Origin of the sequence: Phyllobacterium sp. (assembly GCF_037994425.1) — a bacterium.
Lineage (GTDB): Bacteria > Pseudomonadota > Alphaproteobacteria > Rhizobiales > Rhizobiaceae > Phyllobacterium.
The window spans coordinates 1-20,435 of the sequence record NZ_JBBNAM010000160.1 but is presented as its reverse complement, the minus strand read 5'-3'; the positions used below and the strand labels follow the sequence as shown (position 1 = coordinate 20,435).

Sequence of the window (20,435 nt, the reverse complement as noted above, 5' to 3'; positions counted from 1 at the left end):
GTCATGCAAAGACTGATATCGTCAATCGCAAGCCGGCTTGTCATCGTCGTGCCCTATCTGTGGCTGCTGGTTTTCTTTCTTATTCCATTCTTTATCGTGTTCAAGATTTCGCTGTCGCAAGTGGAGATGGCGATCCCCCCCTATTCTCCGGTATTCAATCTTTCGGCTGGCTGGACGGCACTCAAGGACAGCGTCGCGCAGTTCTCATGGGACAACTACATATGGCTCACCCAGGATCCGCTCTATTACAGAGCGTATCTTTCCAGCCTCTTCATCGCGGCCGTCTCGACCGTTTTGACGCTTATAGTCGGCTACCCTATCGCCTACGGCATGGCGCGCGCGCCCGCAACTGTAAGGCCCACACTGCTCATGCTGGTGATCCTGCCATTCTGGACGAGTTTCCTTATTCGCGTCTATGCTTGGATCGGTATCCTCAAGCCCGAGGGTCTTCTCAACCAGTTCCTGATGTGGGCGCACGTCATCGATACGCCGCTGACCATTCTCAACACCAATACCGCGGTCTTCATCGGGATCGTCTATTCCTATCTGCCGTTCCTCGTACTGCCGATCTACTCGGCCCTCGAGAAGATGGACTATTCCCTGGTTGAGGCCGCCGAGGATCTCGGTTGCCCGCCAATTGTGGCCTTCTGGAAAATCACCTTCCCCCTATCGCTCCCCGGTGTCGTTGCAGGGTGTTTCCTCGTCTTCATCCCCGCCGTGGGCGAGTTCGTCATCCCCGATCTTCTCGGCGGATCGCAGACGCTCATGATCGGCAAGACGCTGTGGAACGAATTTTTCTCCAACCGCGACTGGCCGGTTTCGTCGGCTGTCGCCGTTATATTGCTGCTCCTCCTCGTAATCCCGATCGTTCTCTTCCAACGTGCGGAAGCGCGGGCGCAGGAAAGCGAGAAATGAGGCAAAAGACATGAACACGACCTGGTCCCGCTTCAATATCGCTTCACTCGTCGTCGGCTTCGCCTTCCTCTATCTGCCGATCGTCCTCCTCGTCATCTATTCCTTCAACGAGTCGCGGCTCGTCACGGTTTGGGCCGGCTTTTCGACTAAATGGTATGTCTCGCTGTTCCACAACCAAAGCTTCATCGATGCGGCGTGGGTGACGATCCGTGTGGGCCTGCTTTCGGCAACCGTTGCCACGATTCTCGGAACGCTCGGCGCGCTGGCCATGACCCGCTATACGCGGTTTCGCGGACGCCTGCTGTTCTCCGGCATGATCTATGCACCGCTGGTCATGCCGGAAGTCATTACGGGCCTTTCCATGCTTTTGCTCTTCGTCGCCGTTGGCATGGATCGTGGCATATGGACGATCACTCTCGCGCACATCACTTTTTCAATGTGCTTCGTCGCTGTGGTCGTGCAGTCGCGCCTGGTGACTTTCGATCGTTCCTTGGAAGAAGCGGCGATGGATCTTGGTGCAACGCCGGTGACGACTTTCTTCAAGGTCACACTGCCGGTCATCTTGCCGGCCGTCGTGTCCGGCTGGATGCTGGCCTTCACCCTGTCACTTGATGACCTCGTGATCTCGAGCTTCACCTCGGGGCCAGGCGCCACGACGTTGCCGATGCGCATTTATTCGCAGGTTCGGCTTGGTGTAACGCCTGAGATCAATGCCGCCTGCACGATCCTCATCGCTATCGTAACAATTGGCGTCCTCATCGCCTCGATCGCCAACAAGCAGCGAGAGGTGCAGCGGGCGCGCGACGAACAGGCGGCTGCGCGCAATTAGTCAGTCAATACGCCATCGCGTTTGGTCGGCACGGGGCGTACCGCAACTCCATAAGTTCGATGCGGTTGCCGAACGGATCGTTAACAAAGATGCGCTCGACTCCATCCAGTGGCAGGTCAGTGGTCACGTTGATCCCAGCGCTTTCCAGTCTTGCCTGAACCGGCGCCAGGTTATCGACAACGAAAGCTGGATGAGCTTTGCCGGCCGGAGTGAAGTTGGGGTCGACGCCTAGATGGACTTTGACGGTGCCAGCCTCGAACCAGCAGCCGCCGCGTGAGGCGAGTTGCGCAGGTTTCGATACTTCGCGAAGCTCAAGGAGCCCCTCATAGAAGAGGCGTGCAGCCTCTTCGCCATTGGCTGGCATCGCCAGTTGAACATGATCGATGCCGATTATCGCCATTCATTTTCCTGTCAGTTCTGCGGTGAAATGATGGGCGAAATGAAAGGATTGTCCCACGATCCGCCGATGAAGAACCGCGTGTGGTTGACCATGGGCTCCGGCGCTGGTGCTGCCTGTTCCGCCCCTTCAGCCGGCTTCGGCGCAGGAACGGGCGCGGCGTAGTCGCCGGTGAGCGCAAGGCTCTTGCCCGCGAGCGTCACGATCCCGGCGAAGTTCAGCGTGCCGGACTTGTTTTGCATTTGTGCCGTGTCGATGGCGGCGACGCCATCCATGATGTTCGCCTTGATCTCCAGGCGGTCAAACGCCAGCCAGGCACTGGTCTGTTCGTTGAGGCTGAAAAAGCGATCGGTCTTGGCCTTGCTGAGAAGGCTGTTGAAATCGAGACTGCGGATCTGACCGGCGCCGAAACGCATGCTCAATGTACCCTTGGCGTTTGCGAGCGCCGACGACCAGCGCGATATCGGCCCCTTCAGCACGAGCGATATCGTCCCCTTGCCGAGTTCGAAGCGATCGCCCAGGCTGAGTAACGAGGCGATGGAGGCGCTGTTGACGTCGGTCCCGTTGAGGCGCAATTCGCCGAGGGCTGCCCCGTCGCCCTCATCTGCAAGCTGAAAACTCGCCGCAACCGAACCATCGAAGGCGGAGGCCTCGCCGATGTCGAAAATCGCCCGGCCATTGCGGATTTGGGCCGTTGCCGCAACCTTGGCGAGATCGACCGATCCAAGCGTTGCCTTCTGCGCGGAGACGCGCAGGTCGAGATTGAGCTTTTTCAGAAATGCCGTATCGATCACTGCATTGGAGTTCTCAGGGCTGTCCGGCAGCGGCATGAAGCCGGCAAATACGGAACGAAGATCAAGTGTCTCGAAAGCCAGCGTCCCCGTGACACTGGGAGTTCCGTCATCGAGCACGACTTCGATGACACCCTTAGCCGGATTGTCGTTGAGCGTCGCTGTCAGGCCGTCCAACTTCATACGAGAAGCGGAACCTGAAACGGATGCATCGAGTGCGAAGCTGCCGACGGGCGCACCCGGTATCGCCACCATTCTCGACCATTCGAGTGTACGGCGCAAAGAGGGCGAGGTGAGCGACAATGTGCCTTCGAAGAACTGGTCCTTCGATATGTTGGCCGATCCGTTGAAGGAGAGCGTCAGCGGTGTCGAACTCAGATTCATCTGCAACGGACTGGTGCCACCGGCGAGGAGAAGCAGAGCCTTGGTGGCAGAACTGTCGATTTCGGTTTCCTCGTCATGCCAGATGGCGGTGCCGCGGAAACTTGCCACGCCCGATGTCTGCGGCCAATCGAAGACACCGCTGATGCTCGATATCTGTTCCTCGACACCATTGATCGGCCGCTTGAAGGTAACCATTGCGTCTTCGAGACGAACGCGCCCGAACGGTTGCGACGAGACCGAGCTCATGTCCGGCTTGGCGGGGTTCGCCTCAACGGCGGAACGCGCCTCGCGAACAACATCGCCGATGCGCCCATCGCTCTTCGCGAGGGCCTCGCCAATCTCTGAGAGGCTCTTTATTGGCTCATCGATGACAAAGCGCGGCCTGACGATCTTGGTTTCGGTAAACTCGATATTCCCCATCAGCGCTGAAAGCAAAGACAGGTCGACTTCGATGCGCTCAGCCTCCATGAAGGCCGCGCCGCCACGCTGCCAGGGATTGCGAATGGTGATATCGCCGAGCGACGCGCTGAACATGGGGAAGAATGAGATTTGCGGCGACTGACGCGACTCGACGCTATAGCCCGTCCAGTTGCTGATCTCCTGTATCAATCGGGCCCGGATGAGTTCGGTGCTTACCAGGTAGGGCAGTGCCACAAGAACACCACCGGCAACGAGAGCCATCACCACGAGCGTTGCGAGAAGGTTCCTTGGCCTGTACCAGGACATGAGCGTTTCCGATATTCGCTTTCGCAGGTGCCGAACCCGCAAAACTTTTATACTTAACGACGGTTTAGCGATCATGCATGGCAATTCAAGCCGGTTCAGACCTTTTCGCGTCAAATTGTTGCATATTGTAATAATCGCGTGCGTTCGGGCAACCGCGTGATGCCCTTCGCGGCCATGGCACGGTCAACAACGATCGCTGACTGGGCGCTATTCTGCCAATACCCGCGTGGACGGGAACGTTATTTCGACCATGGTGCCGCGCCCGGGCGTCGAGTCGATGTTGAAGCTGGCGCGGTTTGCCTCTGCCATGGCCTTGGTCAGAGGAAGCCCGAGCCCGGTGCCGTCGGTGCGCGCATGGCGCGGGGTCGTGATCTGCTTGTAGGGTCGTAGCGCCTGCTCGACCTCCTGCCGGGTCATGCCGATGCCGGTGTCACGGACGCGCAGAAGCACGTCGCCGCTCGCCTCGTAGCTCGTCGAAACAATGACCTGACCGCCCGGTCCGGTAAAGCGGATGGCGTTCGACAGCAGGTTCAGCGCGATCTGCGTGATCGAACGATGATCGGCCACGATATCCGGCAGGCGCGATGTCAGGCTCGACCTGATGATGACACGCTCGCGGTTGGCCTGCGGCTGCATGATGGCAACGGCCTCCGTCAGCGCATCGTTGAGCGATACGGCCTCGAAGTCCATTTCGACTGCGCCCGCCTCGATCTTGGAAATATCCAAAAGATCATTGACGAGAGAAAGCACGTGATTGCCGGACCGGCTGATATCATTGAGGTAGTCGCGGTAGCGCTCGCTGCCGATCGGCCCGAATTTTTCGTCCGCCATGAGTTCAGAAAAACCGATGATCGCGTTGAGCGGCGTGCGGATTTCGTGGCTTATGCGGGCAAGAAACTCGCTCTTCTGGCTCGATGTGCGTTCTGCCTCGCGCTTGGCGCTGACGAGTTCCTCTTCGGCTCGCTTCCAATGAGTGATGTCGCGAAGCACGGCACAATAGCCCTTTGAGACATCGAGCTTGCCGATGGTCATGAACAGCGGAATGAAGCGACCCTGGCTCTCACGGCCTATGACCTCGCGACCATCGTTGAGAAGGCTTGCGACGCCATTCTCCGACAGGCTATTGAGGTAATCCATAGCGGCCCTCTGGCTTTCTATCGCAAAGAGCAGGGAGAACGGCTTTCCTGCCACATCCTCCGGTTCGTAGCCGAAGAGCGCGGCGGCTGAATGGTTGATCGAGCGGATCGAACCCGCGGCGTCGAGCAGGACGACACCATCAGTGGCGGTGTCGAGGATTGCGTTCAGTTCATCGATGCGTGTTTGAAGGTCAAGCTTTTCATTCTCCTCAATGCCGCCAGCGGCAGCCGCTGGCTGCGGCGACAGCGCGAGGAGCAGCGCGCGCTCCCCGTCATCGTCCCATCGCACAGCCTGGAGGTGCGCTGCCATGCGCAACGTCGAACCGTCGTTGTGGCGTAGGTTCGTGCCTGCCTCATCACCGTCGTCGCCCTGTTCAGGCAAGTCGGCAAAGAGTGCCCCAAGACCGCCGGCATCATTGATTGTCTCCGCGCGGTCATAGCCAAGCGTAGCGAGTAGCGCTGGATTGGCATAGAGAATCTGGCCGTTGCGGTGGATCAGGACGGGAAGGGGCAGGGCCGTCAAAATGGACGTATCGATGCCCTTGCGGGCTTGTTCGCGAATGCGCTCGGCAAATGCGCCGGGGTGGCTCTGGACTTCAACCGAATCATCGCCCCGCGACGAGATGGCAAATCCCGGCCCGACAAGTTCGGCGTCGGGCACCATATCGGCAGCGGCAAAAGGCTGATCCCGCTCCGACGCCCTATCAACGGGGCGGGATGGCGGCGCGTCTGCAGCGTCGTTCTGGCCAGGAGCGAGCACTTCGCGGCGCAGCCGTTCGGCAATCTCCCGGAATGCATTGCGCTCGGCGTCATTGAGACGACCTTCGTCCCGGGGCTGCCGCTGCGTCTTGAGAGAAATGACATTGTCGGCCGCAGTCGCAAGTGCCGGCTTCTCACCACCGAATGCATCGCTGGGGTCGGGCGTCTCGGGCAATATTTCGTTCGCCGGGGCGGCCTTTGCGCCAAGCGCCAAGCCGGTCGAATTTGGATCAACGACAGTATCGCTCATTCGGGCGACGCCAAAGCCGCGGAAACCCATGAAGGTTCGATCGCGGGAATAGATCGGAAGCGCTGCAAGCTCGATCGGAGCGCGAAGTTCCGTCCCCTCGATCGGCCAGAGCACCGTACGGCCGGACCAGGTATCACGGCGTTCGAGTAGCGATGCGATCTCCTCGCTACCGGCAAAGCCATAGTCGGAAGCCACGTCGCGGAACGACCGCCCGATTATGGCGGCAGAGGCAGGGCCGACCGCTTTTGCAAGTTCGGGCGAGATTTCACTGAAGCGCGCGTCGGCGTCGACTTTCCAGACAAAGCGAACCGGCACCTCCGATGAAGCGTAGCGGAATGGCCGCACCAGGTCGGGATCGACAGGCCCCTGATCGCGTGCGTCCCGAGTTGTATTTGCCGCCGCTTGATTGAAGGCGAGGGCGGCGGGTTGCGAATTATTTTGGCCCGGGCCCGCATCCTTCTCGGGCGATAATTCAGGCGAGGCCGATCGACGCTGTTCGATCGGCTGGTTCCCTTCAGGGATCGATCCGGCGCTCGTCTCGACGGCAAAGAGCAGGTGCTGGGCGGGACTATCGGTCAGTCGCGCAATCCCGGTTGGCACAGTGCCGTTTGCCGTCTGGACAGGGCGCTTCACAAGACGATTGCGTTCATGGCGCACATCGCGCACGAGCTCGCCGAGCACCCTGTCGCTGAGGCCGAGCCTGCCGAAATGTTCGGAAGCGGCCATGACCTTGCCCGTGGGATCGAGCATGGCGGCGTGCGTGGCTTGGTCGCCGAAACCCTTAATCGCGCGGGCGGCGATCTGCTGGTCGGAACCTCTTCGCTCGCCGTCGGCGATAGTCAGCAGAATAGCCCGCTCACCGCCCGGCAAGGCGATGTCGCTCGCCTGAAAAGTGAGTATGCGGCTGGCAAGTCCGTATGCGACTCGCAGGGACACGATACGGCCATGGCCAATGGCCGGAAAGCCGTCGAGCGCCATCAGCTGGCGCCGTGCGCGCACATCGAATACCTGGTCGCTGCCAAGGATGTCATCGATGGAGCCATAGCCCAGCATCGCGGCGCCTCGCCCATTCGCCCATATGATCGACCCGAGGTCAGGCGCGACGACCACCAGCGCATCGCCATTGGCAAAGTGCTCGCGAATATCGTCGAGAACTGCAATATCGATGAAAGGATAAGTACCAGACACCATATTTCGACCAGCTACTCCCAGGGCGGACGTTCGCATTCATGCGGCCGTCTTAATACTTCGTTAATAATGATCCGGCCGCCGTCCGTCCACTCGCAGCCCCTTATCTTACATGTCTTTCTCTTGGTTTAGTTAACTTCGGACGGGGGGTGTCGGCCGTCCACATAATAATTTCGATTGAGAAAACAGGCGCTTGATTGTGCGTTGCAAAAGAAATGTTGCATTGCACAAAAAAATCCCTTATATGGGGTTCATCAAATCAGTTGCAGACGGAAGAACCATCTGCACCAAGGAAGGATCCACTGTAATGAGCAAGACCACCAAACAGACTGCTGATGCGTTTTCGATCCCTGCTTTCGATGCCACCGCTGTAACCGACCAGGTTCGCGAATTCACCGAGAAGGGCGTTGCCCAGTCCAAGGAAGCTTATGCCAAGATCAAGGATCAGGCTGAAGCTGCTCAGAAGACGCTCGAAACCACCTTCGAAACGGCACAGTCCAACACTGCCGCTCTTTCGCTGAAGGCATTGGCTGCCCTGCGCGCCAACACCGAAGCCAGCTTCGCTCATATCGAAGCGCTGATCGGCGTGAAGTCCTTTGGTGAAGTGATCGAACTGCAGAGTGCATTCGTTCGCAAGCAGGCAGAAGCCCTCACCGGCCAGGCCAAGGAATTCCAGGCTGTCGCCACCAAAGCCGCTGAAGAAATCGCAGCACCGGTCAAGACGGCTGTCGAGAAGGCCTTCAAGGACGTCAAGGTCGCCTAATAGGCCACTGACAACCAAATAGCTCTGACGGCACTCCTCCTCCCAGCCGTCGGAGAAGCGAGACCCGGTCCCTCCCTCCCTCCGGGATCTCGCAAGAATGGGAAAAGGCCGGATTCATCCCCGGCCTTTTCTTTTTTCTGTTAGTTTTTGCCTTTGTTGCATCGAGCGCTTGCAAAAAGCGATAATCCTCCGTATGTGACGCCTGTCAAAATCGTGACGGTACGCGGTCGTAGCTCAGTTGGTTAGAGCGCAGGATTGTGGCTCCTGAGGTCGGTGGTTCGAGCCCACCCGACCGTACCATTTCCCCCATCGGAATCATTTTCTCCTTACGGAACGCCGCCTCGGCATTTGCGGTTGCGACCCTGGTCGCTCAGCATGAGCTGGACAATGTCGTACCCTGTCCGGTCGTGCATGCGTCGCCATCGTGGCCCCGGCCCTTACCGCTGTTTCCGCCACCACCTTTGCCTCCGCCGCCTTTGCCGCCGCCGCCTTTGCCGCCGCCACTGCTACCGCCACTGCTACCGCCGCCGCTACCGCCTCCTTTACCGCCTCCGCCACCTCCGCCTCCACCTCCGCCTCCGCCGCCACCTTTTGCCGCAGTAACCTCAACGGCGGCTGCGCATGTCAGGAGTGCGGCTGCGACGATAAATGCCCGGCGCGACAGTGATTGAGTGTTGGATTTCTTCCCCATGATCCCCTCCAAATTCCGGGTGTGTTCCGGTGGAAGCCTGTCCCTCTAGACTCCTGGCAGAAGTGTCACCCCAGCAACGTCATTATGACCCGCATTTTCAGGAAAGCATGTTGCTCAATCGGGCTACACCTATGGGGCAAAACGCTTGCGCGTCGAAATGTTTGCGGGTTCTGGTGTTTCGTGCCAATGAAAGCGCCATGCGTATATTGCTCGTAGAAGACACGCGCGATGTGGGGGAAGCCATATGCAAGCGTTTCGAGGCGACCGGCCATGCCGTCGATTGGGAAACCAATGGGCGCGACGCTGCGGAAATCATCGACTTCACCGATTATGCGCTTGTCATACTCGACGTCTTGCTGCCTGGCATGAACGGGTTTGAAATTCTGAAGCACATTCGCAAATCCGGCAATGCGGTGCCGGTTCTCGTGCTTACGGCACGCTCTGAAATTGATGATCGGGTGGGCGCGCTCGATCTCGGTGCAGACGATTATCTGGTCAAGCCTTTCGACTTCCGGGAACTCGAAGCGCGGGCGCGCGTCTTGATGCGTAGGCGCACCGGCGGTGAAGCAACCAATCTCATCAAATGCGGCGATATCGCTGTCGACCGCGCCGCGCGTTCGGTGCATGTCGGAAAGCGCGAAGTTCAGCTCAAGCGCCGCGAATTGACGCTGCTCGAGGTACTGGTAGCGCGCCCTGGCCGCGTCTTCAGCAAGGACGAACTGCTCGATCAGATATTTGGATTCGATGAAGCCGCTAACGCCAATGCGATCGAGCTTTATGTTGGTCGGCTGCGCAAGAAGCTCGAAGGGGCCAAAGCGCGTATCGTGACGGTGCGGGGCCTCGGCTATCAATTGGTTTCCGACGATGCGCCGTGAACGATCGCTCTTCGCCCGGCTTGCCCGCCGTATCTCCGTTGTCCTCGGCATCGGCGCCGCCCTGCTTGTCACCGCCGCCTGGTACTATGCCGAAACCGCTGCCAACAAGGCCTATGACAGGCTGCTCGTCGGTGCAGCGCTGCAGATGGCCGAAAGTCTCGCCGTCGAAGATGGAATTCTGACCGTGCGCCTGCCGACATCGGCGTTTGAACTTCTCGGATTGGCTGAGCGCGACCGTATCTTCTATCGCGTCATCAATACGAATGGTCAGACGCTTACAGGCTATGACGACCTGGAAAGCCCCATTCCGCTCGACCGCATTGATGACGTTTCGAATGCGGAAGAAGGTTTTTACAAGGGAGAGCACGTTCGTATCGCCAGTGCAAAACGCGTGCTTGCGGATCCCGCGGTCTCGGGCGAGGCCTATGTCATCGTTGCGCAAACCAACGAAGCGCGCTCGGCGCTCACGCGGGAATTGACCTTGCGGGCCACTATCCTCGTCCTCATCATGATCCTGCTCGCCTTTGCCGGCGCGATGCTGGCCATTCGCTATGCCTTGCAACCCGTTGAGCGCCTCGGCACTGCGGTGCGCCGCCGCGATCCGCATGACCTCACGCCGGTTTCCGTTGACGTACCGCGCGAACTCGACCCCTTCGTTGGTTCGATCAATCATTTCATGGGACGCCTCAACGAACGTGTCGACCTGCTGCAGCGCTTCATCGCCGATGCGGCTCATCAGATTCGCACGCCGCTGACGGCGCTTTCGGCGCAGATCGATCTCCTCGGCGGCGACAAGCTCGATAAGGCGGGTCGCCAGCACTATGAACGCGTACAGGAGCGAGCCGGGGAATTGGCGCGGCTCACCAATCAGTTGTTGAGCCACGCCATGGTCATTCATCGGGCGGATTCCGTGCAACTGGAGCCCATCAGCCTTGTCGACGTGGCACGCCGCGCCTATCGCGCCGCTATTCCGATTACGGTCGATCCCGACATCGTCATCTCCTTCGAGGCGCCGGACGAGCGGCCTTTCGTCCTTGGTGACGCGGTGAGCCTGCGCGAGGCGATCGTTAACGTCATCGACAATGCGCTACGGCATGGCGCAAGGCAGCGGCTCGAAGTGCGCGTCAGGGCGAATGATAACGAGGCCTTCGTCGAAGTGGAGGACGACGGGCCTGGCATACCGCCGGAAGGCTGGGAGAAGGCGACACAGCGTTTCGCCACGTCCAAGTCGCATGAGGGAAGCTCTGGACTTGGCTTTGCCATCGCGCTGGAAGTAGCCAATGCCCATGGGGGCTCGCTGAAGTTCCGAGCCCGCGACGAAAGGGGATTTACCGTGATTCTTGCCCTTCCACTCTACAAAGTAGGCGCCACGTGATCAGGTTCATCGTCGCCACGCTGCTTTTCGTGCTTGGCTTCCTGCGCGCCGAGGCCGCTGAAAACAACACGACGGTATTTCCCGCCAGCGGAACCGAAACCGGCCGATTGACGATCAACTCGACAACTGATCTTGCGGCGATGAAACCGCTGATCGAGGCTTTTCAGAAATCATCGCCGGGCATCGCCATTGACTATACCGAATACCTGACGAACGAACTGAATTCGCTTGCCAGCGAGGCCTGCCGCAAGGGTGAACCGCTTGGGGACCTTCTGCTTTCCTCCTCGGTTGATCAACTGCTCAAGCTTGCCAATGACGGATGCGCGACGGCCCATACGTCCCCTGAAACGGCCAAGGTCGCCGAATGGGCCAACTGGCGCGACGAGGTTTTCGGCTTCACCTACGAACCGGCGGTTTTCGTCTACAACAATCGGCTGGTCCCGCCTCAGGAAGTGCCGCGCACGCATGTCGAACTCGCCGACCTTTTGCGCGAACGGCTCGACTATTATCGCGGCCGTGTCGGCACCTACGATATTCGTTTGTCGGGCATCGGCTATCTGCTCGCCTTCAACGATGCGCGCCAGACGACGACCGTGTTCGGCCGTCTGCTTGAGAGTATGGCGCGCGCTTCCGCAGTGGCGCGCTGCTGTACTGGCGAAATCATCGAGGAGGTCGCCAAGGGCAATCTCTATATCGGCTACAATATGCTCGGCTCCTATGCCTATGAAGCTGCCCTACGCCATCCGCAATTGCGCATCGTCGTCCCGCGCGACTACACGCTGGTGTTGAGCCGTGGTGCTCTCATTCCGAAGGGCGCCAAGGACGCCGAACTTGGTGCGCAGTTCCTTGATTTTCTGCTTTCCGAACGTGGCCAGTCGATCGCGCGCACCAATGCTTTCTATTTCACCGAAACAGGCGGGCTTCCACCCGATGTCGACGGGCCGCAAAACCTCAAAGAGTCGGGCATCGCCCAGCCGATCCGCATTGGTCCGGCGCTCCTCGCTGTGCAGGACCGGGCTCAGCGCCAGCAATTCATTGATGATTGGTCGCAATCGTTGATCGAATTGAACAGTCCTGACTGGACTCGGGAATAGTCAGAAGAGCGAACCCTGTGAACCGCTTGGCGCGGGTGGCTTTTTCACCTGAGTCGGGCGCTCGGACTTCGCCTGAAGCGGACGGTCGCTTCCGTTCGTCGCAACTGCCTGCACGTCCCCATCCTGGAAACGCAGCGTGAGGTCGTCGCCACCGGCAACGTCCATTGCCCGCTTGATTGGAGCGCCGGACGTATCAAGCACGATGGCAAATCCGCGTTCCAGAACGCTTGCGTGGGAGAGCGTGCGCATCAGGCGTTCGAGCTCGAAACTTCGCCGTTTCGCCCGGTCGAGCAAGAGATCGATCGACTGGCCGACCCGTCGGTCGAGCTGTTGCAAATGCTGACGCCCGCGTTCGGCGCGTCGTCCGGTCGATTCGATCGAAAGACGGCCCGTTCGCCTGTGGTAGAGGGCGCGCGCATCCCGCATGAAGACATCCAGCGCACGCGGCAAGCGCACGGCCAGAATCCCGGTCTCCCGCCGTTTCTCGCGCAATCTTTGTTGAAGGAGGCGCGGTGAAAGTTGCCTTGCCCGCCCATCGAAATGACCGCGCTTCTTCTGCGTGTTCGCATGCAATGCGCGGGTAAGACGCGCTGCCGTCTCGTCGAAATGCCGCCGGGGCAGGGCAAGCAATTGATCAGCAGAGGGCAGCGCCCGCGAAAGCGCACGCTGGGTTTCGCGCCGGCGGTTAAGATAGCGCGACATGCCGGCCGCAAGCCGAGCCCCCATCATGGCGATGTGCGCCTGAAGATCTGCCTTGACCGGCACAGCCATTTCGGCCGCGCCCGTCGGCGTCGGGGCGCGCACGTCTGCGACAAGGTCGATCAGCGTCCAATCTGTCTCGTGTCCGACCGCTGAAATGACGGGGATGCGCGACGCTGCGACTGCACGCACGACGGCCTCGTCGTTGAAACCCCAGAGGTCCTCAAGGCTGCCGCCCCCGCGTGCAACGATCAGGACATCGGGGCGGGGAAGGGTGTCGCTGTCCAACCTGTTGAAACCATTGATGGCGTTGGCGACCTCGGCACCGGCCGTCTCTCCCTGGACGCGTACCGGCCAGACCAGCACATGCAGCGGAAAACGGTCCGTGATCCGATGGATGATGTCGTGGATGACTGCACCTGTCGGCGAGGTCACGACGCCGATGATGCGTGGCATGAAGGGCAGCGCCCGCTTGGCTGCAGCGTCAAAAAGACCTTCGGCGCCAAGCCTGCGCTTTCGCTCGTCGAGAAGGGCCATCAGCGCGCCGGCCCCGGCCGGCTCCATCTGTTCGATGACGATCTGGTATTTGGAGGAGCCGGGATAGGTGGTCAGCTTGCCGGTGGCGATGACCTCCATGCCTTCTTCCGGCTGAAAACGCAGGCGGCTCATGGCGCTGCGCCAAATCACCGCTTCGATGCGGGCCTTGTCGTCCTTCAGCGAAAGATAGGCATGGCCGGAAGAATGCGGGCCACGATAGCCGGAAATCTCACCGCGCACGCGAACATGGCCGAAAGCATCCTCAACCGTGCGTTTCAGCGCACCGGATATTTCGGAGACGGTATATTCGGCAACATTGGAGGCAGATTCGGGCACTTCGCTCATGACCTATAACTATCGGGGTGGGAAACAAGGTCAAGTCTCGTCAAATCGCCAATAGTGCCATTGCTAGCTGAAGCGATATCGCCTTTAACTTGGGAAAAAAAGGAGTCGCCATGTCGGCAACAGCATCGGTCACCGCCAACCGACTGAAATTGCGCCACTATCTGTTGATCGGAGCGCTGATGATCGCCGCAGCGGCGGCAATTCTTTTGCTGATGGGCCGCAACCCGATCTGTACCTGCGGGACGATAAAACTGTGGGTGGGCGAGACCAACTCATCTGACAATTCGCAGCACATCGCCGATTGGTACACGCTGTCGCATGTCATTCACGGCTTTCTCTTCTACGGGCTTCTCTGGCTGGTCGCCCGAAGAATGCCGTTGGGCGCGCGCCTGTTGATCGCAATTCTGATCGAAGCCTCCTGGGAGATCTTCGAGAACACCGACATGGTCATCAATCGGTACCGCGAGGCGACCATCGCACTAGGCTACGTCGGCGACAGCGTTCTCAATTCCGTGTCCGACATCCTGTTCATGGTCATCGGTTTCTTCTTTGCCGCCCGTGCGCCCATATGGATGACTGTAATTTTGGCGATCTTCTTCGAGCTTCTCGCAGCCTGGGTCATCCGCGACAATCTCACGCTCAACGTCCTTATGCTGCTCTATCCGCTCGACGCCGTAAAAGTCTGGCAAGGCGGGATGTGATCCCTGCGCTCACCAGCCCGGTACGAGTTCGGTAGCGCGCACCTGACGCAGCCTCTGGTTCGCAAGCACCGGCGCGGCCGCCTGGGTGAGGGTGACCGGGGTTGGCATGGACAGATTGTCGAGGCTTTCGACAATGTGCTGCGCCAACGCATCGACGATGGCCGAAGGCTTGGTATGCCCGCGCATGATGCCGATGCCAAATTCCGGCAGGCGGCCAAAACCATCCGCCTCGGTTAATACGCGCATGCCCGGGCGCAGGGCGCACTCGGGAAGGATCGAGACCGCGAGACCCGCGAGCACCGCCGCCGCGAGTACGGTCGCCGACCAACTCGTAAAGAGAATGCGGTAGTCATGATCCATCCTGTCGAGTACGTCGATAGCCGCGGCACGCCAGATGCAGGTCGGCCGACCCACGGCAAGCGGCAACACCTGTTCCTCGTGGACATTGTGATGTGCGGACGTCACCCAGAGGAGTTGCTCGCTGCGCACCACTTCCGAGCGTCGCTGTTCGTCGCACTGGGTGACAAGCGCGATATCGAGCTGCCCTTTGCGGATCATTTCGTCGAGATTGACGGTCGGCTCGCAGACGACGGAGAGTTCAACCCGCGGATTGGAGCGGGAGAACCGCGCCATGATCTCCGGCAGGAAGCGGTCAGCGTAGTCGTCGGGGGTGCCGATCCGGATATGGCCCTGGAGCTGCGTATCATCAAAGGCCGCGATGGTTTCATTGTTGAGCTGGAGCATGCGCCGCGCATAGGCGAGGAGGCGTTCGCCGTCCTCGGTAAGTCGGTTGGTACGCCCGTCCCGTTCAAAGAGCGGCTTGGCTACCCGTTCCTCCAGGCGGCGCATCTGCATTGAAACTGCCGATTGCGTCTTGTTCACCTTGTCCGCTGCTTTGGTGAAGCTGCCAAGGTCGGCAATGGCAGTAAATGTCTGCAACTGGTCGAGATCAAGCGGTGCGTTCATGGTCGTGCTCCCAAGTGGCTCACCCATCATTATTATTGAACGTTTACATTAAAAACATTCGTTTGAATAATCAATTCTTATGGATCATCCTGTGCATGTTCAGGAAGCGCTGGCACGATAGAGGCCAAGCGTGGTGCGTGGGAAATGGTTCCTGCGCGGTTCAACTTTCTTGATCAGCGCCACCAAAGGAGTAACGGCGATGACGACGACGACTAGAATGACTGAAGTAACCGGTTTCACCCGCCCGATCGCAGGATTTGCATCGCAAGTGGCCAACTTTGTCACCCGTTTGATCGTCGCTCGCCGCAATCGTAAAACGATCATGAGCCTTGGCGAATGGAGTGACGAGATGCTGCACGACATCGGTGTCACCCGAGCTGATCTGCATTCGGCTATTGGTACCTCATTGCTCGATGATCCAAGCGAACGCTTGGGTGCGTTGGCTGACATTCGCAGCCGCGTCCGCGCAGCGCGCAGCATCATCTGAGGACCTGACTGGTTAGCAGGCGCCCATTCACGCCGGAATCCCCTCCCGGCGCCTCGCCTGCCTACTGCCCGGCCCACCTTGCATTTGCAACGTGGCCGGGCTTTTTCTTTTCAGCGGTTGCGATCCATGCCGCGCAGATATTGATCGAAAATGGACTCTAGTCCCTTCTGGTACTGCTCATTCGCCTGTCGGCCGGTGTCGAACATCTGACCGAGTATGTCCTTGAGTGGATTGTCGGACGTCGGCGGCGGAGCATCGGGATCGGGTTGCGCCTGACGCTGCTTCGCTTGCGGCTGCGGTTGCGGTTGCGGCTGAGCGCTGCGCTGGGCGCCGCCGAGCATCTCCTCGAAGATTTTTCCGAGGGGGTTATCTCCGAAAGGATTCTGCCCCTGGGCAGTATCCTGCGGTGCATCGTCCTGTGGCGCGCGACCACGCGGGGCCGGCGCTTGTTGTGCGCCAGGGATACCTCCCCGCATCATTTCCTCGAATATCTGGCCGAGCGGATTGTTGCCGAGCGGGTTGGCCTGTCCTTGGCCCGGGCGTTGCTGCCCGGCTCCACCACCGAACATACTCTCGAGAATCTGGCCCCAAGGATTTGCGGAGGCGTCTGGCGCGCTCTGGCGGCCCGGCGCGGGTTGTCCGCCGCCCATGGCGCTCCCGCCTTGCCGCATCATCTGTTCGATGAGATCGCCAATAACATTGCCGCCGCCGAGCCCCGAAGCCGCAAACTGGCCGGTCGATTTGTTGTAGAGGCCACCCATCATCATCGACGCAACGACGGGCAGCATCTGCTTCATTGTTTGCGCGCCAAGACCCGTCATCTGCGCCGCGTGATCGGCGACGGCGCGTGAAAGGTCTTTGGACCCAAAAAGCTGGCCGAGAATGTTGTTACCGTTGGCAACGCCCGACGAATTGAAAGCGGCCTGCGGATTGTCGAAATAGTTGGTGTGCTGGCCGGCGGAAAGCGCCTGGATGAAGGCACCAAACCCCATAGGATCGGCGGCATTGCGCTGCAGTCCCTGCGAGAAAGCCGGCATCAGCGCTTCGATGGCGGCAACGGTCTGCTGTTGGGACAGGTTGAACTGGCGGGAAAGCGCCTCGATATTCTGGCCCCCTTGTCCCTTGAGAAACATGTCTACGAGATTCATGGCGGCGATCCTCCTTCGCACTAGGCCTGAAGGGAGCTTAGCGCCGCACCAGTATTTAATTCAATGATAATTCCGGTGTTTCGCTCTTTGTGGCACCGCCACGATCCAGCTGCCCGGAAGTGGGCATCGCGCTAGCTAAAAAAACCGCGCCAAATTTCCTCGAATACGCTCGAGCGGATCGGCGTCCACTTCGCCCGGGTCGAACGACCGGTTGGTGATCGTCTCATAGGCGTGGATATAGACCTTGGTGGTCGCATCGATCACGTCTTCGGGAATTTCCGGGATGTCGTCCTTGTAGGGATCGCAGCGTTCGACCACCCAGTTGCGCACGAAGTCCTTGTCGAAGCTGACAGGCCGCTTGCCCGGGGCATAGCTGTCTGCAAACCAATAGCGGCTGGAATCCGGCGTGTGGATTTCATCGGCAAGCAGGATGTTGCCGGCGTCGTCCATGCCGAACTCGTATTTCGTGTCTGCAAGGATCAGGCCGCGGCTGGCCGCGATTTCCTGGCCGCGCGCGAAGAGCTTGAGAGCGTAACTGGAAACCGTCTCCCATTGGTCTTTCGCAAGGAGACTTTGAGAGAGGATCTCCTCCGCCGTCAGAGGCTCGTCATGTCCGCCGTCAAACGCTTTGGATGTCGGCGTGATGATCGGAGCGGGAAGCTTCTCATTGTCCTGCATTCCGTCGGGCAGGGTGAAACCGTACATGTCGCGCTTGCCGGCTTTGTAAAGCGTCAGGATCGACGTTCCCGTCGTGCCGGCAAGATAACCGCGCACGACGATCTCGACGGGAAGGATCGTCAACTTGCGACAGACAAGCACGTTCGGATCCGGATATTCGATAACATGGTTGGGGCAGATGTCGGCGGTGTGCTCGAATTGGTACCGCGCCGTCTGCGTCAGCACCTGGCCCTTCAAGGGGATTGCGGCAAGGATACGGTCGAAGGCACTTATCCTGTCCGTTGCAATGATGATGCGCCGGCCGTCGGCGAGATCGTAGTTCTCGCGAACCTTGCCCCGATAGTAGTTGGGCAACTCGGGAATATAGGCTTCCGCCAACGCTTTGAACTTTGCCATGATGTCAGAAAATCCGCTGGAAACGATATCGCCCCGCATAACACATATGCAGGACGTGGCGAGTCAAAATTGTTGGATCAGTATATTTTACCGGCCGCCGGTCACGTCGAGGAGCGAGCCGGTTACATAGGACGAAGCATCGCTCAGGAGCCAGACGATGGATTCGCCGACTTCGTCCGCCGTTCCAGGCCGGCCAAGCGGCGCCGTAACGCCGAGGCGCTGGGCACGATCCGGCTGGCCGCCGCTTGCATGGATATCCGTTTCGATCAATCCGGGCCGGACTGCGTTGACGCGAATGCCTTCAGGGCCGACCTCCTTGGAAAGACCGACGGTAAGGGCATCCATCGCGCCCTTTGAGCCGGCATAGTCGACATATTCGTTAGGCCCGCCCAGCCGCGCTGCGGCGGAAGAAAGCAGCACGATCGATCCCCCATTGCCGCCGCGCGAGCGTGCAAGGTGGCGAACAGCTTCGCGGGCGCAGAGATAGGCGCCAAGCACATTGACGTCGAAGATGCGGCGCATCCGCCCCGTATCCATGTCCATCAGCTTCGATGCGGGGGCAACGATACCTGCATTGACGACCACGCCGTCCAGTTTGCCGAGTTCAGTCGCCTGCTCGAACACAGAGAGCACATCGGCCTCGACCGAGACATCGCCCTGGATCGCCTTGGCCTTACCACCGGCTTGCACGATTGCGGCAACGACCTCCTCGGCGGCAGCTCGGTTGCCGACATAGTTCACCGCAACCGACCAGCCCTTTTGGCCGGCAAGGATTGCGACGGAACGGCCAATGCCGCGACTGGCGCCGGTGACAAGGATGGTCTTGGTCATATTCGCAATTCCCTCAATAGGCATATTCGAGGAATGCAGGTTCAACTGAACTGCCCCATACCGAGTGATACTGGGATAGCATTTGTTCGGCCGATGTCGTGCCGCGCGCAACGACCTCTTCAAGCGAGGCGAGATAGTGGGTTTCGTCGAAACCTTCGCTGTTGAGGCGCGCGCGATTTTTGAGGCCAAGGCGCGAGATGGCGAGCGCATCGGCCGCGATCTCTCGGACGGCCCGGTTGCGGAAGGTCACTTCGAGGCCCTTCGCCGGTACTTCGTCGCGCAGGGCCTGGACTTCCGGATAGGTCCAGTCATTGGTCATCGCCTCGGCGGCATTCAACGCTTCGGCATCGTAGAGCAGGCCGACCCAAAAGGCGGGAAGGGCGCAAATGCGCCGCCACGGACCACCGTCCGCGCCACGCATTTCGAGAAAGCGCTTCAGGCGCACTTCCGGGAAAAGCGTCGAAAGATGGTTGGCCCAATCACCCATGTTGGGCTCACCTTCAGGAATCTCGTCCTTGAGTGCGCCTTGCATGAACTGGCGGAACGTAACGTGTGTGCAGTCGTGATATCGGCCATGGCGCATGACAAAGTACATCGGGACGTCCAGTGCCCATTCGACGTAATCCGCAAACCCGAAATTCTCGTTGAAAACGAATGGCAGAACGCCCGAGCGGTTGTTGTCCGTGTCGCGCCAGATGTTGGAGCGCCAGGAGAGCAGACCATTGGGCTTGCCCTCGGTGAAGGGCGACATGGCGAAAAGCGCCGTGGCAATCGATTGCAGCTTCACGGAAACTTGCATCTTGCGGCGCATGTCGGTCTCGGACGCGAAGTCGAGGTTCACCTGGATCGTGCAGGTGCGGTACATCATGTTGAGACCGTCCTTGCCGACCTTCGGCATATAATTGGTCATGATGTTATAGCGCGACTTCGGCATGCGCGGCGTTTCGGCAAGGGTCCATTTTGGACTGCCGCCAAGTCCGAGGAAGCGAATACCGAGCGGTTCGGCAATTTCCCGCACCTGGGCGAGATGCGCATTGGATTCCCGGCATGTCTGGTGGATCGACAAAAGCGGCGCGCCGGAGAGTTCGAACTGTCCGCCGGGTTCGAGCGAAATCGCCCCCTGGCCAGTAGGCTCCACCAGCCCGATGATATTGCCTTCGTCGATAATCGGCTCCCAGCCGAGTTTCGATTGCATGCCTTCGAGAATCGCACGAATGCCGCGCGGGCCGTCATAGGGCACCGGGCCATTGTCTTCGGTATAAAAGGGAAACTTCTCGTGTTCCGTGCCGATGCGCCAGGCGGACTCCGGTTTTGATCCCGCGGCAAGATAGGCAGCCAATTCTTCGGTCGTCGAGATCGGTGTTTCGTCTGTCGTGTCGCGCGCCATGGACGGTGCTTCCCGCTTGGATGAAGATGGTTGCGCGTGATTGGCCGTTTTCAGGCAGGAGCGCAAGCGAATTTCTTTTATCGTCCC

Annotated in this window: 18 protein-coding genes and 1 tRNA gene; 9 read left to right on the top strand and 10 right to left on the bottom strand. The window is 59.6% G+C overall.

All coding sequences use genetic code 11. The annotated features are described in order from the left end of the window. The first annotated feature begins 3 nt into the window (after positions 1 to 3). Positions 4 to 915, top strand: coding sequence for an ABC transporter permease subunit (locus tag AAAB35_RS12095; protein WP_340668530.1), 912 nt, complete (start codon positions 4 to 6; stop codon positions 913 to 915). 10 nt (positions 916 to 925) lie between these two features. After that, entirely contained in the window at positions 926 to 1,744 is an 819-nt protein-coding gene (locus tag AAAB35_RS12090; RefSeq protein ID WP_340668529.1) for an ABC transporter permease subunit, read from the top strand. Between the two features lie 4 nt (positions 1,745 to 1,748). Here AAAB35_RS12090 and AAAB35_RS12085 read toward each other — a convergent pair whose 3' ends face one another. From AAAB35_RS12085 to AAAB35_RS12075, 3 genes are all read right to left on the bottom strand, one after another. After that, the gene (locus AAAB35_RS12085; RefSeq protein ID WP_340668527.1) at positions 1,749 to 2,144 is read right to left on the bottom strand and encodes a VOC family protein; all 396 of its coding nucleotides are present in this window, start codon (positions 2,142 to 2,144) and stop codon (positions 1,749 to 1,751) included. An 11-nt stretch (positions 2,145 to 2,155) separates the two neighbouring features. Continuing rightward, entirely contained in the window at positions 2,156 to 4,042 is a 1,887-nt protein-coding gene (locus tag AAAB35_RS12080) for an AsmA-like C-terminal region-containing protein (protein ID WP_340668526.1), read from the bottom strand. Between the two features lie 207 nt (positions 4,043 to 4,249). Further along, entirely contained in the window at positions 4,250 to 7,375 is a 3,126-nt protein-coding gene (locus tag AAAB35_RS12075) for a PAS domain S-box protein (RefSeq protein WP_340668536.1), read from the bottom strand. Between the two features lie 307 nt (positions 7,376 to 7,682). Here AAAB35_RS12075 and AAAB35_RS12070 point away from each other — a divergent pair, with 307 nt between their 5' ends. Together AAAB35_RS12070 and AAAB35_RS12065 are read left to right on the top strand one after the other, a co-directional pair. Continuing rightward, on the top strand, positions 7,683 to 8,138 hold the full coding sequence (locus tag AAAB35_RS12070) for a phasin (RefSeq protein ID WP_340668525.1): 456 nt from the start codon (positions 7,683 to 7,685) through the stop codon (positions 8,136 to 8,138). Positions 8,139 to 8,361: 223 nt separating this feature from the next. Beyond that, positions 8,362 to 8,438 (top strand) — tRNA-His (locus AAAB35_RS12065). A 70-nt stretch (positions 8,439 to 8,508) separates the two neighbouring features. Here AAAB35_RS12065 and AAAB35_RS12060 read toward each other — a convergent pair. Further along, positions 8,509 to 8,829, bottom strand: coding sequence for a hypothetical protein (locus tag AAAB35_RS12060; protein ID WP_340668524.1), 321 nt, complete (start codon positions 8,827 to 8,829; stop codon positions 8,509 to 8,511). Between the two features lie 197 nt (positions 8,830 to 9,026). Between AAAB35_RS12060 and AAAB35_RS12055 the strand changes: the two genes are divergently transcribed. The 3 genes from AAAB35_RS12055 to AAAB35_RS12045 are packed head-to-tail and all read left to right on the top strand — an operon-like array spanning position 9,027 to position 12,173. Continuing rightward, positions 9,027 to 9,704, top strand: a complete 678-nt coding sequence (locus AAAB35_RS12055) for a response regulator transcription factor (RefSeq protein WP_340668523.1) — start codon at positions 9,027 to 9,029, stop codon at positions 9,702 to 9,704. After that, entirely contained in the window at positions 9,694 to 11,079 is a 1,386-nt protein-coding gene (locus AAAB35_RS12050) for a sensor histidine kinase (protein ID WP_340668522.1), read from the top strand. The genes AAAB35_RS12055 and AAAB35_RS12050 overlap by 11 nt, the downstream gene beginning before the upstream one ends. Beyond that, positions 11,076 to 12,173, top strand: coding sequence for an ABC transporter substrate-binding protein (locus tag AAAB35_RS12045; protein WP_340668521.1), 1,098 nt, complete (start codon positions 11,076 to 11,078; stop codon positions 12,171 to 12,173). Before AAAB35_RS12050 ends, AAAB35_RS12045 begins: the two co-directional genes overlap by 4 nt. On the opposite strand, the gene xseA is transcribed toward AAAB35_RS12045, so the two are convergent. Further along, positions 12,174 to 13,754 (bottom strand): exodeoxyribonuclease VII large subunit, encoded by a 1,581-nt coding sequence (xseA, locus tag AAAB35_RS12040; RefSeq protein WP_340668520.1) that lies wholly within the window; start codon positions 13,752 to 13,754, stop codon positions 12,174 to 12,176. A gap of 110 nt (positions 13,755 to 13,864) precedes the next feature. Here xseA and AAAB35_RS12035 point away from each other — a divergent pair, with 110 nt between their 5' ends. Further along, entirely contained in the window at positions 13,865 to 14,455 is a 591-nt protein-coding gene (locus tag AAAB35_RS12035; RefSeq protein ID WP_340668519.1) for a DUF2585 domain-containing protein, read from the top strand. A 9-nt stretch (positions 14,456 to 14,464) separates the two neighbouring features. Here the strand turns inward: AAAB35_RS12035 and AAAB35_RS12030 are convergent, their stop codons facing one another. Continuing rightward, entirely contained in the window at positions 14,465 to 15,421 is a 957-nt protein-coding gene (locus tag AAAB35_RS12030; RefSeq protein WP_340668518.1) for a LysR substrate-binding domain-containing protein, read from the bottom strand. 169 nt (positions 15,422 to 15,590) lie between these two features. On the opposite strand from AAAB35_RS12030, the gene AAAB35_RS12025 reads away from it, so the two are divergent. Next, entirely contained in the window at positions 15,591 to 15,908 is a 318-nt protein-coding gene (locus AAAB35_RS12025; RefSeq protein WP_340668517.1) for a DUF1127 domain-containing protein, read from the top strand. Positions 15,909 to 16,018: 110 nt separating this feature from the next. Here the strand turns inward: AAAB35_RS12025 and AAAB35_RS12020 are convergent, their stop codons facing one another. The 4 genes from AAAB35_RS12020 to AAAB35_RS12005 form a co-directional block, all read right to left on the bottom strand. Next, positions 16,019 to 17,056, bottom strand: a complete 1,038-nt coding sequence (locus tag AAAB35_RS12020) for a DUF937 domain-containing protein (protein WP_340668516.1) — start codon at positions 17,054 to 17,056, stop codon at positions 16,019 to 16,021. A gap of 135 nt (positions 17,057 to 17,191) precedes the next feature. Continuing rightward, a complete protein-coding gene (locus AAAB35_RS12015; RefSeq protein WP_340668515.1) occupies positions 17,192 to 18,130 on the bottom strand; it encodes a phosphoribosylaminoimidazolesuccinocarboxamide synthase in 939 nt (312 codons plus the stop codon). An 87-nt stretch (positions 18,131 to 18,217) separates the two neighbouring features. Further along, a complete protein-coding gene (locus AAAB35_RS12010; RefSeq protein ID WP_340668514.1) occupies positions 18,218 to 18,961 on the bottom strand; it encodes an SDR family oxidoreductase in 744 nt (247 codons plus the stop codon). A gap of 13 nt (positions 18,962 to 18,974) precedes the next feature. After that, positions 18,975 to 20,348: a glutamate--cysteine ligase gene (locus AAAB35_RS12005; RefSeq protein ID WP_340668535.1), complete on the bottom strand. Its 1,374-nt coding sequence runs from the start codon at positions 20,346 to 20,348 to the stop codon at positions 18,975 to 18,977. Positions 20,349 to 20,435: the final 87 nt, after the last annotated feature.

Bases quoted from the DNA above. Each gene is read 5' to 3' on its own strand.
- AAAB35_RS12050 (WP_340668522.1), top strand. From the start codon at position 9,694: ATGCGCCGTGAACGATCGCTCTTCGCCCGGCTTGCCCGCCGTATCTCC.
- AAAB35_RS12005 (WP_340668535.1), bottom strand. From the start codon at position 20,348: ATGGCGCGCGACACGACAGACGAAACACCGATCTCGACGACCGAAGAA.
- xseA (WP_340668520.1), bottom strand. From the start codon at position 13,754: ATGAGCGAAGTGCCCGAATCTGCCTCCAATGTTGCCGAATATACCGTC.
- AAAB35_RS12010 (WP_340668514.1), bottom strand. From the start codon at position 18,961: ATGACCAAGACCATCCTTGTCACCGGCGCCAGTCGCGGCATTGGCCGT.
- AAAB35_RS12020 (WP_340668516.1), bottom strand. From the start codon at position 17,056: ATGAATCTCGTAGACATGTTTCTCAAGGGACAAGGGGGCCAGAATATC.
- AAAB35_RS12080 (WP_340668526.1), bottom strand. From the start codon at position 4,042: ATGTCCTGGTACAGGCCAAGGAACCTTCTCGCAACGCTCGTGGTGATG.
- AAAB35_RS12035 (WP_340668519.1), top strand. From the start codon at position 13,865: ATGTCGGCAACAGCATCGGTCACCGCCAACCGACTGAAATTGCGCCAC.
- AAAB35_RS12055 (WP_340668523.1), top strand. From the start codon at position 9,027: ATGCGTATATTGCTCGTAGAAGACACGCGCGATGTGGGGGAAGCCATA.
- AAAB35_RS12015 (WP_340668515.1), bottom strand. From the start codon at position 18,130: ATGGCAAAGTTCAAAGCGTTGGCGGAAGCCTATATTCCCGAGTTGCCC.
- AAAB35_RS12085 (WP_340668527.1), bottom strand. From the start codon at position 2,144: ATGGCGATAATCGGCATCGATCATGTTCAACTGGCGATGCCAGCCAAT.
- AAAB35_RS12060 (WP_340668524.1), bottom strand. From the start codon at position 8,829: ATGGGGAAGAAATCCAACACTCAATCACTGTCGCGCCGGGCATTTATC.
- AAAB35_RS12070 (WP_340668525.1), top strand. From the start codon at position 7,683: ATGAGCAAGACCACCAAACAGACTGCTGATGCGTTTTCGATCCCTGCT.
- AAAB35_RS12095 (WP_340668530.1), top strand. From the start codon at position 4: ATGCAAAGACTGATATCGTCAATCGCAAGCCGGCTTGTCATCGTCGTG.
- AAAB35_RS12090 (WP_340668529.1), top strand. From the start codon at position 926: ATGAACACGACCTGGTCCCGCTTCAATATCGCTTCACTCGTCGTCGGC.
- AAAB35_RS12030 (WP_340668518.1), bottom strand. From the start codon at position 15,421: ATGAACGCACCGCTTGATCTCGACCAGTTGCAGACATTTACTGCCATT.